The 13374-nt window shown below is 51.5% G+C and carries 14 protein-coding genes; all 14 read left to right on the top strand.

Annotation, left to right across the window (positions count from 1 at the left end; all coding sequences use genetic code 11):
• The first annotated feature begins 7 nt into the window (after positions 1-7).
• Genes ACLHV9_RS14695 through ACLHV9_RS14630 form a run of 14 tightly spaced genes read left to right on the top strand, consistent with a single transcriptional unit; the run spans position 8 to position 13166 of the window.
• Entirely contained in the window at positions 8-346 is a 339-nt protein-coding gene (locus ACLHV9_RS14695) for a phage head closure protein (RefSeq protein WP_407220724.1), read from the top strand.
• A complete protein-coding gene (locus ACLHV9_RS14690) occupies positions 343-792 on the top strand; it encodes an HK97-gp10 family putative phage morphogenesis protein (RefSeq protein WP_407220723.1) in 450 nt (149 codons plus the stop codon). Before ACLHV9_RS14695 ends, ACLHV9_RS14690 begins: the two co-directional genes overlap by 4 nt.
• A complete protein-coding gene (locus tag ACLHV9_RS14685) occupies positions 789-1136 on the top strand; it encodes a hypothetical protein (protein ID WP_279796014.1) in 348 nt (115 codons plus the stop codon). The genes ACLHV9_RS14690 and ACLHV9_RS14685 overlap by 4 nt, the downstream gene beginning before the upstream one ends.
• Positions 1137-1195: 59 nt before the next feature.
• Positions 1196-1900 (top strand): immunoglobulin domain-containing protein, encoded by a 705-nt coding sequence (locus tag ACLHV9_RS14680; protein WP_407220722.1) that lies wholly within the window; start codon positions 1196-1198, stop codon positions 1898-1900.
• A 34-nt stretch (positions 1901-1934) separates the two neighbouring features.
• Entirely contained in the window at positions 1935-2321 is a 387-nt protein-coding gene (locus ACLHV9_RS14675) for a phage tail assembly chaperone (protein ID WP_191604132.1), read from the top strand.
• Between the two features lie 8 nt (positions 2322-2329).
• Positions 2330-2608, top strand: coding sequence for a DUF4035 domain-containing protein (locus ACLHV9_RS14670; RefSeq protein ID WP_407220720.1), 279 nt, complete (start codon positions 2330-2332; stop codon positions 2606-2608).
• A 51-nt stretch (positions 2609-2659) separates the two neighbouring features.
• Positions 2660-2953: a hypothetical protein gene (locus ACLHV9_RS14665; RefSeq protein ID WP_071785226.1), complete on the top strand. Its 294-nt coding sequence runs from the start codon at positions 2660-2662 to the stop codon at positions 2951-2953.
• A gap of 58 nt (positions 2954-3011) precedes the next feature.
• Positions 3012-6494, top strand: a complete 3483-nt coding sequence (locus tag ACLHV9_RS14660; protein WP_407220719.1) for a phage tail tape measure protein — start codon at positions 3012-3014, stop codon at positions 6492-6494.
• 13 nt (positions 6495-6507) lie between these two features.
• Entirely contained in the window at positions 6508-7101 is a 594-nt protein-coding gene (locus ACLHV9_RS14655; protein ID WP_289783993.1) for a hypothetical protein, read from the top strand.
• Positions 7101-7685 carry a hypothetical protein gene (locus tag ACLHV9_RS14650; RefSeq protein WP_407220718.1) on the top strand — a complete coding sequence of 195 codons (585 nt, stop codon included), beginning with the start codon at positions 7101-7103 and terminating at the stop codon, positions 7683-7685. The genes ACLHV9_RS14655 and ACLHV9_RS14650 overlap by 1 nt, the downstream gene beginning before the upstream one ends.
• Before the next feature lie 6 nt (positions 7686-7691).
• A complete protein-coding gene (locus tag ACLHV9_RS14645) occupies positions 7692-8090 on the top strand; it encodes a DUF6950 family protein (protein WP_231079216.1) in 399 nt (132 codons plus the stop codon).
• A complete protein-coding gene (locus tag ACLHV9_RS14640; protein ID WP_407220717.1) occupies positions 8090-10807 on the top strand; it encodes a DUF1983 domain-containing protein in 2718 nt (905 codons plus the stop codon). Before ACLHV9_RS14645 ends, ACLHV9_RS14640 begins: the two co-directional genes overlap by 1 nt.
• Positions 10808-10809: 2 nt before the next feature.
• A complete protein-coding gene (locus ACLHV9_RS14635; RefSeq protein ID WP_407220715.1) occupies positions 10810-11763 on the top strand; it encodes a DUF6453 family protein in 954 nt (317 codons plus the stop codon).
• A gap of 47 nt (positions 11764-11810) precedes the next feature.
• A complete protein-coding gene (locus ACLHV9_RS14630) occupies positions 11811-13166 on the top strand; it encodes a phage tail protein (protein ID WP_407220713.1) in 1356 nt (451 codons plus the stop codon).
• The last annotated feature ends 208 nt before the right edge of the window (positions 13167-13374 follow it).

The following is a 13374-nucleotide window of genomic DNA, read 5'->3' as shown; positions in this document are numbered from 1 at the left end:
AGGGGATATGCAGGCTGGAAGACTACGGCATCTCATTACCATCCAGAACTTCACGACAACGCGGGATTCTTCCGGGCAACCGGTAGAGGAATGGGTGGACGGAGCGAACACCCGAGCTGAAGTTAAAGGCATCAGTGGGCGTGAGCTGGTGGCCGCTGGTGCTGAAACAGCTGAGGCAACAGTACGGGTATGGATGCGGTATCGGTATGATGTTTCGGCAGCCTCCCGAATTAAGGTTACGACAGGGCCATTTAAAGGGAACACCCTGAATGTTGTTGGTCCCCCAATACCTGATGCAAAAGGGGTTCTGCTTGAGGTTCTCTGTAAGTTGGGGGTGGAAAAGTGATCGACATTAATCTCGATTTTTCCGGATTGAATGACATCGCAAAAGACCTGGAGGCGCTTAGCCGCGCTGAAAATAACAAGGTTCTGCGCGATGCAACACGTGCCGGGGCCGAAGTGCTTAAGGAAGAGGTGATCGCCCGTGCGCCAGTGCGTACCGGGAAACTGAAGAAAAATGTGGTAGTTGTTACACAGCGCAGTCGTAAAAGAGGTGAAATATCCTCAGGGGTTCATATTCGTGGTGTAAATCTCAGAACCGGTAACAGCGACAATACAATGAAGGCCAGCAACGCGCGTAATGCGTTCTACTGGCGCTTCATTGAGCTAGGTACTGCAAATATGCCAGCGCATCCTTTCGTTCGCCCAGCGTATGACACAAAAGAGGAGGAGGTAGCTCGGGTGACAATAGCAAGAATGAACAAGGCTATTGATGAGGTGCTCAGCAAATGACGGAAGACGATATCTACCTACTGCTGGCATCTCTGGCTGGTGGACAGGTTTATCCTTATGTCGCGCCGCTTGGCGAAGACGGCAAACCGTCCATCTCACCGCCCTGGATTATCTTTTCCATCGTTTCTGATGTTTCCACTGATGTGCTGTGTGGACAGGCAGAGAGCAGGGTTTCCGTCCAGGTCGATGTGTATTCCGCAACCATAACAGAATCACGCTCTCTGAGAGGGTTATCCCTCGCTTCGCTTAAGCCATTAAACCCTACTGAGGTGGTAAAAATCTCCGGTTACGAGCCAGATTATCGTCTCTACCGCGCCACCCTGGATTTTAAAGTTACCCCCTGACACATCATTCACTCAATGAACCCGCCAACTGGCGGGTTTTCTTTTTCCAGGAGACAACCATGTCTGCACTTTATGAAAAGTCTCAGCTGACGAAAATCCTCATTTCGTCACTGCCAACAACCAAAGAGGCAATGGATTCTGCCACCTACCTTGATCTGAGTTGCACCCTCAAAGAAGCTCAGTTTACAGGTGGACAGAAACAGGATATTGACACCACCACACTGTGTTCCACTGAGCAGGAGAACACCAACGGCCTCCCGGCTCCTTCAGAGATTTCTCTGTCTGGTAACTTCTTCCTGAATGCCGCGCAGAACGCATTGCGTGATGCTTATGACAACGACACCACTTACGGCTTCCAGATTATCTTCCCGTCAGGTAATGGTTTTAAGTTTCTGGCCGAAGTTCGCCAGCATACCTGGTCATCTGGTACCAATGGTGTTGTGGCAGCTACATTCTCACTGCGCCTTAAAGGCAAGCCTGTCCCGATTGACTCTGTACTCAAACTGACCACTGATCTTCATTCCTCACTGTCTGTAGCGGTGGGGGCTGCGATCAGCATGGCTGTAGTAGCTGCCGGTGGTAAGCCTCCGTATGCCTACACCTGGAAGAAGGCAGGTAGCACCGTCAGCGGGCAGACATCCGATACCTTTAATAAAGCCAGCGCAGTTTCAGGTGATGCAGGTGATTACACCTGTGTGGTTACGGATTCTTCTTCTCCGGTCAAAACGGTTACCTCAGCTACCTGTACCCTTACTATCAGTTAATGGAGATGCCGGGTTGTCCCGGCATGGATAAGCGATGTCGCAAACTTTAAAACAATTAGCCATGGCGAAAATGGCTGGCTTTCGCCATAAGACGGTCGTTGTCCCTGAGTGGGAAGGTGTCAAAGTTGTATTGCGTGAGCCATCCGGTGAAGCCTGGCTTCGCTGGCAGGAAGTGGTGAAAGCAGGCGCGGAAGATGAAAATGTGTCGGTGTCTGAGAAGGCACACCGTAATCTTTGCGCTGATGTGGTTCTGTTCATTGATGTTCTGTGTGATACCGATAAGCAGCCGGTATTCAGTGCTGAAGAAGAAGAGCAGGTGCGTGAAATTTACGGACCCATCCATTCACGCCTGCTCAAACAGGCGCTTGACCTGATCAACAACGCGGACGAAGCGCGGGAAAAGTCTCAACCCCCGGCGTAAAGTTTCTGATGTTGCTTGCGCTCCGGATGGGGCGCACGCTCTCAGAGCTTCGGCAGAATATGACGGCAAGCGAGCTTCTGATGTGGATTGAGTTCGACAGGCAAAGTCCGGTTGGCGATATCCGTGGCGACATTCAGGCAGCCCAGCTCGTCTCTGCCATCTACGGTTCGCAGGGGGCAAAAGTACCGCTGGACGATGCGATCCTGCGATGGGGTGGTGATGAGCAATCAGAACCGAAGGACCCGTTTGCAGGGCTTGAGGCGGCACTTACAGCTGCAACTCAGTGACAAATGAACTGTAAAAGAATAGGATTATTTTTTTATAATTTGGTGAAGAAAATGAAAAAACTAGTTCTATTTGTATTATTTTATGGTTTCAGTTGTTTATCAAGTGCAACTCAAACACTGGCTCCATTAGAACCAAATGAGTTGCAAAGCTATACTTCTACGGTTTGCTCTGATCATGCAAATCCTGAATTGTGTAAAAAAGCTTTTATTAAATTCATGGGCTATATAAAAACAAACGATGATTACTACTATTTCTGTCAAAAGCAAAAAGAGGCAGGGATGACTGTTAATAAAGATTCCTGCAATAAATCGGAAGCTCTGAGAGAATTTTTAGATAAGCCATGAAATTTATATCACAACAAAAAGCCCGTTAATGGGCTTTTTTTTCGCCTGGAGAAAATTGATGGCAACCTTACGTGAGTTAATAATCAAAATTTCCGCTAACTCGCAGTCATTCCAGACGGAAATTTCACGCGCCTCGCGAATGGGGCAGGATTATTATCGGACTATGCAAAATGGTGGCCGTCAGGCCGCCGCTGCCGCGCGTGAAAGCGAAAGAGCGTTATCCGATCTGACTAACGGTTTTGCCTCTGCAGGAAGGGCTGCTGCTGCAGCTACGGCAGCATTTGCAACGGGCAAGCTTGTACAAATCGCCGATGAGTGGAATTCCGTAAACGCGCGCCTCAAGCAGGCATCATCCTCTGCTGATGATTTTGCTGCTTCCCAGCGTCAGTTAATGGAAATCAGTCAAAGAACAGGCACGGCGTTTTCCGATAACGCAAACCTTTTTTCACGCGCAGCTGCTTCAATGCGAGAATACGGGTATAGCTCTGACGAAGTTCTGAAAATTACAGAGGCTGTTTCAACCGGTCTTAAGCTTTCCGGGGCAAATACGCAGGAGGCAAGCTCGGTTATAACCCAATTCAGCCAGGCTCTGGCGCAAGGTGTTCTTCGCGGTGAAGAATTTAACGCGGTTAACGAAGCGGGTGATCGGGTAATCCGAGCTCTGGCCGCCGGAATGGGCGTGGCTCGAAAAGACCTGAAAAGTATGGCTGATCAGGGGCAACTTACTATTGATAAGGTTGTTCCGGCGTTAATGAGCCAACTCGGTGCATTGCAGGGTGAATTTGCCAGCATGCCGCAAACCGTATCCGGGTCCCTACAAAAAGTAACAAACTCATTCATGGCCTGGGTTGGTGGTGTCAATCAGGCTACTGGGGCTACCGATGCGTTGTCTGGTGGGCTGGACGGTATCGCACAGACGCTTGATTCTTTTACATCATCAGCAGTTAGCGGTGCTCTCAGTGAAGTTGCTGACAATATGTCCACCATAACAACAGTTGCTGGAGCGCTAGTTGGCGTTGGGTTAGCAAAATACCTCAGCGGAGTTGTAACCAGTGCCACGAGTGCAACAGGTGCGTTAATTTCAGCTGCGAAATCAGAGGTTGCTCTTGCAGTCGCGCAGGATAAAGCGGCGCAGTCTGCTGTTGCGGCTTCCAGGGCTGAAGTTTATCGGGCTCAGCAAGCAGTACAGAGTTCAAGAAGTGCAGATGTTCAGGCGGCTCAGCAAGAAAAAGTCGCGGCGGCTGAAGCAAAAGTCACTGCGGCCCATACCAGACTTACGACCGCTCTTGCCAGCGGTACAGCTACGGAAAAGGTGCGAGCCAGAACAGCACTTGAACGCGCGCAGGCAGGGCTGGTAGCAGCTAAAAATGCCGACGCTCAGGCTGTAGCTGAAAGGCGTCTGGCTGCCGCTCAGGCTGCTTTAAACCGTAACATCTCAAATCGTGTTTCGACCCAAAGTAATCTCAATAGTGTGACATCTGTCGGCACTCGGCTCATGAGTGGTGCCCTTGGACTTATTGGCGGCGTACCGGGTTTGGTGATGCTCGGGGCAGGTGCCTGGTATGCGATGTATCAGAATCAGGAGCAGGCTAGGCGTTCTGCTCAGGAATATGCCAGTCAAATCGACGAGATACGAGAAAAAACTTCCCGCATGTCTTTGTCTGAAACAGACGATAATAGGGGGAGGACTGTTGGTGCTCTGGTAGAGCAAAATCGTCTGATTAATGAGCAAGCCAAAAAGGTTGGTGAGTTGAAGACCCAGATCGATGATTTGAACGCATCGCGTGGAAAGCCGGGCATTAACAGCGAGAACGATGCAAATATACTGAGAGCGATAGCTATTGTTACTGATCAACTTGCTGTTGAAGAGGGAAAATTAAATGACATGCGAGATAAATCTCGCGGCATACAGCAGGCTCTCGAAGAAATTGAACGGCGTCGTAATGATTTAATTCGCGAACAAGCCTGGCGACAGAATGCGGTATATCAGTCGATGATCATGATGAATGGTCAGCATACTGAATTTAACCACCTGTTGGGGCTAGGTAACCAACTTCTTATGGCGCGTCAGGGGCTGGCTAACGTCCCGCTCAGACTTCCACAGGCAGATCTTGACAAAAAGCAAACCGATGCCCTCGAAAAGAGCCGTCGGGATCTGGAGTTGTCACGCCTGAAGGGTGAGGCCAAAGAACGTTTACGGTTGAGTTATGCCGCCGATGACCTGGGATTAACCAGTGAACCGCAATTCCAGACAGCCCGTCAGGAGTTGATAAATAACGGTCTTATGGAATGGAAAAATAATGAGACCAACAAGCCCAGGGCAAAAGGTGGTAAAACCGAAGGCGAAAAAACAGAGGATGTTTATAAACGCCTTATAAAGCAGCAAAAAGAGCAGATCGCCTTGCAGGGTCAAAATACCGAACTGGCAAAACTGAAATACCAGGTTAGCCAGGGCGAACTGGCGACGTTGACAGCGTCCCAGAAGCAGACCCTTTTGCAGAATGCCGCGCTTATTGATCAGCAGAAAATTCGTGAGCAACTGGCAGCATATGAAGCAAACCTTGCTGATGCCAACGCCAGCTCGCGTGCATCAAATCAAGCTGAGCTCACTGGATACGGGCAGGGGAGCCGTACGCGTGAGCGTATGCAGGAAATGCTGCGTATCAGGGAGGAATTTCAGCAGAAAAATGTTGATCTCCAACGCCAATATCAGTCTGGCGATATCACGGAAGATCTGTATCGACAGGAATTGGACCTGAATAAACGCTTTCTCGATGAGCGCCTGCGTGATCAACAGGGATTCTATACTGCATCAGATGCCCAGAGGAGCAACTGGGCAGCCGGCATGAAAGAGGGCTTTGCTAACTGGGCAGATACTGCGTCGGATTATGCCTCACAATCTGCTGATCTGGTTAACAACAGCATGTCTGGGCTTGTGGGGAATATTTCTGAAGCTCTTGCTGGTAACAAGGTTGACTGGGAGGACTGGTCGAAATCAGTGCTTGCTTCAATGCAGAAAATTATCCTCAACGCGATGATCGTCAACTCTCTGCAGTCTTCTATGGGCGGTGGTGGTTTCCTTGGCGGGTTGTTTGGCGGTTCTGCTGGTGGCTCAACACCGTCTGGTTCTTATAATTCGGCAGCATCTGGCCTTCAGCTCAACGCTAAGGGGGGCGCTTACGCATCTGCCAGCCTCAGTGCTTACAGTAACAGCATAGTCAGATCACCGACATACTTTGCTTTTGCGAAAGGTGCTGGGCTTATGGGGGAGGCAGGCCCGGAAGCCATTATGCCGCTCACGCGATCTGCAGATGGTTCACTCGGCGTTCGGGTAACAGGAGCTCAAACGGCTTCGGGAGGCGGCGGAGAAATCCATATCACGCAGCATATCAATGTTTCTGGTAACGGTGACGCCGCGCTTAATCGTGCTATGCAGGAGGCCGCGCGTCAGGGTGCTGCCGATGGTGCTAAAAAAGCGCGTCAGGACATGCTGAGTGATTTTCAGACCAACGGTCAGGCCAGGAGGATGCTTGGCGTTTAACTAAGGAGTGACTATGGCTGTGCTTGAATGGCCTGAAGATGTATGTCCGGCGTCGCTGACGTGGCGGCCGGAAAGTAACACTAAAACATTTCGTTCCCCGTTTAATGGTGCATCACAGACCGTCCGTTTCCCCGGCACCCGCTGGATCTGCTCTCTTACTTTTAGCAACCTTACAGACGATAAATCCCGGCGCATCGATGCGCTGGTGGCCGATCTGGATGGTGAATATGGCAGGGTGAAGATCCGGGACTGGGGGAGGGTTGGCAGGACGCCAGCAGGAAACCCGGTGGTTTCTGACGCGAACCAGACTGGTACGCAGATCGGCAGTAAGGGCTGGACACCCGGGAGGCTGGTACTGCGCACCGGTGATTACTTTACCGTTAATGACGAGCTGAAGATGGTCACCGCTGATGTGACCAGTACTGCTGCAGGAACAGCCGTTATTCCTTTTGCGCCTATGCTGCGCGCTTCTCCCCCTGTCAACGGAAAAATCGAAGTCGCTAAGCCATACGGCATTTTCAAGCTAAAGGATAACCAGCAGGGGGCCGGTAATCGCATTCCTGGCGGTTTTACCAGCTATACGCTGGAGTTTGAGGAGGCTTTCTGATGCTGTATTCCCCGTTTTCTGATTCGATGGTGGACTGGCTATCCCGCGACAGGGTTACCGCCGTGCTGGCGGCGAATGTCCAGTTTGAGTCCGGTACCGCCTACGTGCATTCCGGTACCGGCACGCTGGTGCTGGGTGGTTATGTCTATTACGGCATGGGGACAATGGGCGCCATCGACGATGTAGGCGAAACCAACACAACAAGCCCGACGCAGCTCAGGATGACGCTATCCGGGCTGGGTATGTCGCTGTTTGCTAAAACGCTCAATGAGCGCTGTGTGGGAAGGCCAGCGGAGCTGTATCTGGTGGCGATGGATGATAACGGCGTCGTTCAGGTAGCGGACTTGATTTTTAAGGGGAAGGTTTCCGGTACCGGGGCAACGGCGGGTGAAACGAATGCCCTGCAGTACACCGTAAGTAATATTTTTGAGGACTGGCAGCGACCGTTCCCGGACCGCTATACCGACGAGTCACACCAGGCCACCCAGCCAGGCGACCGCATATTTCGTTACGTCGCGCAGATGGCAGAACGTTCAATTTACTGGGGCAGCAAAAAAGATGCGCCAGGGTTTACCTATTCGTGAGGAAGCATGAAGCATCCAGACTGGCATAACAGATTAATCGCCGTGATAAGGGCCGCTGAAAAGCGGCCTTTTTTATGGGGCGAACATGACTGCTGCCTGTTTGCGGCAGATTGTGCGGAAGCGATGACCGGGGATAATTTCGCCGACGGCTGGCGCGGGACCTACGACAGCGAAACGGGCGCAAAAAAGGCGCTGCTGCGCGGCGGTGGCTCACTTGAAAAGGTGCTGGCTAAATACCTCGATGAAGTGCCGGTGAAGTTGGCTCAGCGCGGAGATATCGCGGTAGTGGAAAACGCGGGTACCCGATGCGCCGGGGTAATTTACGGTGGCGCAGTGTGGGTGCCGGGTGAAACTGGGCTGGTTTGCCTTCGGATTAAGCCCCTGAGTACGTGGAGGGTTCGCTGATGCCTGCTGCAATCCCTATCATAGCGACGGTAGCCGCCGGCGCCGCGGCAGCCAATGGAGCCTACGCTATCGCAATGGCAATCACCATTGCCGCTCAGGTCGCCACACAGATGATGACGAAGAAGCCATCACTGGGATCTTACCGGGACACTGCGGAACGGAAGCAGGTGCTGCGCGCGGCTGCCAGCCCTAAAACGGTTGTTTATGGCAGAACCGTATCTGCAGGCACTCTGTTTTTCGCTGAAGAACAGCCTGGCGAGCAGACTGATGGTGAATGGGTCCATCTTGCCATTACTCTGGCGGGGCACCCCATTTCAGGCACGGGCACCATTTACCTGGGCGATGACGATATTGGCTCGTATGGCGAGAATGCCACGTATGAAGTGCATATCGACCGCCAGACAGCAGATCCTTTCATGTTGGCAAATTGCCCGTCGTGGAAAGATGACATGATCGGCAAGGGGATTTCCTGGCTGCGTCTGTCTCTGAAATACAATGCTGAGAAATTCCCGTCCGGCATCCCGAACGTGAAGGTTGAGAAAACAGGCCGGAAAGTATACGACCCACGCACCGGCCGCACGGAGTACAGCAACAATCTGGCGCTGTGTGTGCTGGACTATTACCGGAGCTACCTGAAAGTCGCTGATGCTGATATTAACTGGGATCAGTTTCAGGAGGCGGCCAACATCTGCGACGAGCTGGTGACTAACGGCGACGGCACGACGGAAAAGCGTTACACGCTGAACGGGGAATTTGACCTCAGCGAAAATAAAGCGAGCATTCTTGAGGCGATGCTGACAGCGGGCGCAGCGGAGCCAACCTATATCGCCGGTAAACATGGCATCCTCGTTGGCGCGTATTATGGCCCCGCAACCGAAGTTATTACCGAGAGTCAGCTGGCCGGTGATATCGAGATCATGCCTGAGGTGTCTCAATCAGAGCGCGTTAACACCATCAGCGGTACGTTTGTCGATCCAAAACAGACATATTCTGAAGCTGATTTTCCCTCAGTATCTGTGAGCGAGTGGGTAAACGAAGACGGCGTGGAGATATCGCAGGATCTAAAGCTGCGTTTTGTCACGTCTGAATTTCAGGCCCAGCGTCTGGCGGACATCAAGCTTAAGCGCACCCGCATTTCCCGCACAATGAATCTCACGCTTAACCTGAGTGGATACCGCTACCGCCCAGGTATGTACGTAAAGGTTAATTTTCCCTCACTTGGGATCGTTAACGTTGAGATGCGCGTGACAGACTGGAAATTTGGCGTGCAGAACGGCGTGCAGATCACGCTGAAGCAGGAAACTGCTGACGTGTGGGGGGATGCCATTGGTAAGCCCATCGATCGCCCACCGTTTACCCAGCTTCCACCTGGTGGGGTGGCGCAGCCTCAGAATCTGAAGTACACCGTGGAGGAGATAGGTCAGGTGGTGCAGGGCGTTCTCTCCTGGCAGAACATCGGGCAGTTTGTCTATAACCAGATTGTCATTCGCAGGAATGGCCAGCCGGTACTCACAGCCCAGGTTCCCGGCTCCTTCACGCGATTAACTGGTCTGCTGCAGGATACCTATACAGCCCACGTCACCGCCGTTAATCAGATGGGGGCATCATCACCTGAGGCATATCTTGAATTCAGCATTGAGGCACCGCCTCCGCCATCGGGTGTTACGGTAGAGCAGGCGTTTTTTGCTGTGATGCTCATTCCCCGCCTAGCAGCTGTGACAAACGTCTCCACCCAGTTTGATTTCTGGACGTCAGGGGAGCAGCCGCTTGCCAGCGCTGATACGGCGACAGTGGAGGCCGGAGCCACGCGCGCGGGTATGGGCACGACATGGACCAGTCACAACCTGAAAAACGGGCATACCTATTACTGGTATATCAGAACCATCAACGCGTTTGGTGCGTCTGCCTTCGTCGAGGTGGCCGCGCTGTGCCAGACAGATACCGGTGAACTCATCGACATCATTGATGATTCCGTTCGCGATTCTGACGCTTTCAAAAATGTTTCTGAAGGCGTGGACACCAACCTCGAAGCAGCCATGCAGAATGCCCTGGCTAATCACGGAACGGTTGAACATCAGTACCAGCAATACGGGGAGGTAAAAGCAGAAATACTCACCGTTAAAACCACAGTTGCAACCCTTGAGGGGGCGTACGCAAGTCTTGATAATTATGTTCAAGCGCAGATAGGGCCAAACGGTGAATTAACATCTGCTGTTAACCAGAAAATGACAGCTGAGGTTAATAGTGATGGAACGGCGAAAGCGTCTTACACACTTAATATGGGGATAGTCAGAAACGGTGTGAAATACAACACTGGTTTTGGCATGTCGATTGAGCCATCCGGCGGTACCTATAAATCTACAGTGGTCTTTGCTGCCGATCAGTTTGGTATCTACTCGGGAAGCGATCCGGGAAATTACCAGGCTGCATTTTTTGTTTATAACGGTCAGGTGTTCATCCGTGATGCCTTTATTCAGGACGGTAGCATTACGAATGCAAAAATCGGTAATTACATCCGATCATCAAACTATGTGGCTGGTCCCGGCGGCGCAGGCTGGAACATTGATAAAGGCGGGAACTGTGAGTTGCACGGCGCGCTGTATGCCGCCAGCGGTAATTTCGCGTTCACCGGGAACGGTAATGGCGTCACCATTGACGGGAAAGGCGTAAAAATCGATCTCGGCGGCGGGAACCTGATTGTTCTTGGAGAGTGGTAACTATGCCAAAAGGATTACGTATTACCTACGCCGATGGCGGCCCGGCAATGGAAATAACTGCCGGGCTTCGCTGCCCTTCGTTTTGCCAGAACGTCAGCGAAGCATGGGATGTTAACCAGTACACGATTAATCAGCGCGTGGATGGCAGCCAGATCGTCGTTATCCCACGAAATACCGTTTACAAACTTAACAGGGGTACAAACCTCATTCCCACTATCGGCATGCTGGATGGATTTACCGTATCAGGTAACACCATCACCATGAATACCTGGTGGAGTGATAACTGGGGGCGTGCAAAAACCTTTGACGCATCTATCTGGCAAATACTCCCTGCCTCGTCCGGGAGAGGGCTGCTGATTCAAGACAGCACTGATTTCCTCTCAATCACTGATGCCACAATGTCGGGCTACTGCGTCTGGCGCGGCACCGTCACTTTCACCGGGAGCTGGGCCACACCGACGACAAATATATCCCGTGATCGCTATCTGGTGTTTGCGAAATGGAGCGCTGATAACGTCACAATTGAGTTTGACGGTTCAAATATTATTGCAACAAAAGACCATTCTGGCCTCGATCAGGATGCGACCGTTACCATGCAGATCGCTATTTTTGCCAGTGGCGTAAGCCCGACCCCGGGAAGAGGCCTGAATATTATAAAGGGTGGTGTCTGCGTGTTCTCCACCACGCGCAGGCCTTTTGTCTACCGGAACCAGACCTATACGCCGTCATGGTCAAACACCGATATTGGTGAGGGCATGATACTACTTGGGCGCTATGGCTATAACAGCGAGGTCTACACAGGCTGGGACTACATTAAATGGGCTGGACTTATCCGTAATGGAAATCTGGTGCGCGCCGGAAGAGGAAGAAATGCCGCTTCATGGACATCGCAATACAGTGTTGTAGGGCGAAGGCTGACAAGTCTCGCTATTCCCGTCATAGATGCAATTTACTGACAACCCGCTTAGGCGGGTTTTTTATTATCTGAATTCAGGAGTCCATTATGTCAGCAGGCACCATCACCCTGACGAACGGGTCCGCTGTTGTCGGCGGTACCGGAACTTCATTCACAACAGAACTGGCGGCAGGTGATTTCATCGTTTCGACTGTGGGCGGTGTGCCCTATACGCTCCCGGTGAAAACGGTTGACAGTGGCACGCAGCTCACGCTTGTCAGTAACTTCACCGGGCCAACGCAATCCGGTGCGGCCTGGTCAGCAGTTCCCCGCGTGGCGCTGAACATGGTAACTGCCGCGCTGGTGGCGCAAAGTGCTGAAGCACTGCGTGGACTGAATTACGACAAACAGAACTGGCAAAGCATTTTTTCTGGAACTGGTAATGTAACGGTAACTCTGCCGGATGGAACGGCATGGACGGGCCCAGCTTGGAATAGCATTACCACATCTCTTTCAGGCAAGGCGGCAAAAGGGCAAAACAGTGACATTACGTCCCTTACAGGACTTACTACTGCTTTGTCTGTTGAGCAGGGTGGGACAGGGTCAAAAACCGCTTCAGGTGCACGCACTAACCTTGGACTGGCGATCGGTTCTGAGGCGGGCAATATTTATCCACTTAAACAAAAGCTGATTTACCCTGACTTTTCATCCCCGTTTCCGGTAGCTGGAAGTGCAGTTTCAGGATTTAATTTTTTAACTACCATTTGGAACGGCTGGTGTACCTCAGTCAGTGACTATACATTGAATACTGGCGGGCCAAATCCTTCACAAAACGGCACGGGGTATGCATATGCTCAAAGTCTAAGTCTTGGCAATCAACAAAACCGAACTCTTTTTTTTGTACCGTATACGATCACTGGTAATTCAGGAAGCTTGTGCTGGCAGGGTGTATTTAATGGTGTATTAACACCAATGGTAACAACTCGTGATACCAGAAATACCACTGTTGACAGTAACGGTTTTATAAAAGTAGCGTCTCCTGTTGTGAAAATTTATGGTGATGGCAATTACAAAACCAACGATGAATCAGAAGGCGTTACGGTCACTCGTCTGGATGTAGGCCAATATCTCATTGATGGGTGTGAAGCACTCAATTCAGACGCTGCCTGGGGCGGTATTGACGGAGGTTTTGAGATTCCTACTGACAGGAATAAGCAACCGCTCATATGGCTGGATTATGAGGTTAACGCCGACGGCTCTGTGCTGGTAAAAACATATCACCGCGCCCATACTTCAGCTCCAGCATTTGCCAGGAATGAGCGTGCTGGATTGGCAGATGGCGAGCCGGTTGACATCCCGGCTGACCAGTTCGTCAGCGTTCGTGTAGAAATGCCAGCGAGTAGCATCTGGAATCAGAAACAGAAACAAACGGAAGTGGCTTTAAAGCAGGAACAGGGATCGTAAAAAAAACCGCCGCCCGTCGTATGCAAGAACGGGCGGCGGTTGGTTGCTCAGTGTTCATGCCTAGCTACCGAACTACAGTTTACTTGAGACTTTTCCTCGCGTCTCTTCTCTCAATATGTCTGGCTTTCCATTCAGAATAATCCCTCAGTAACCATCTCGAACTCCTGCCTAGCTTTATCGGCTCAGGGAACTCGCCCCGCTTCATCAG

This window comes from Enterobacter sp. CPE_E890, from assembly GCF_046521475.1.
Taxonomy (GTDB): domain Bacteria; phylum Pseudomonadota; class Gammaproteobacteria; order Enterobacterales; family Enterobacteriaceae; genus Enterobacter; species Enterobacter adelaidei.
The sequence above is the reverse complement of the archived record's forward strand: the minus strand, read 5'-3'. Positions and strand labels throughout refer to the sequence as shown.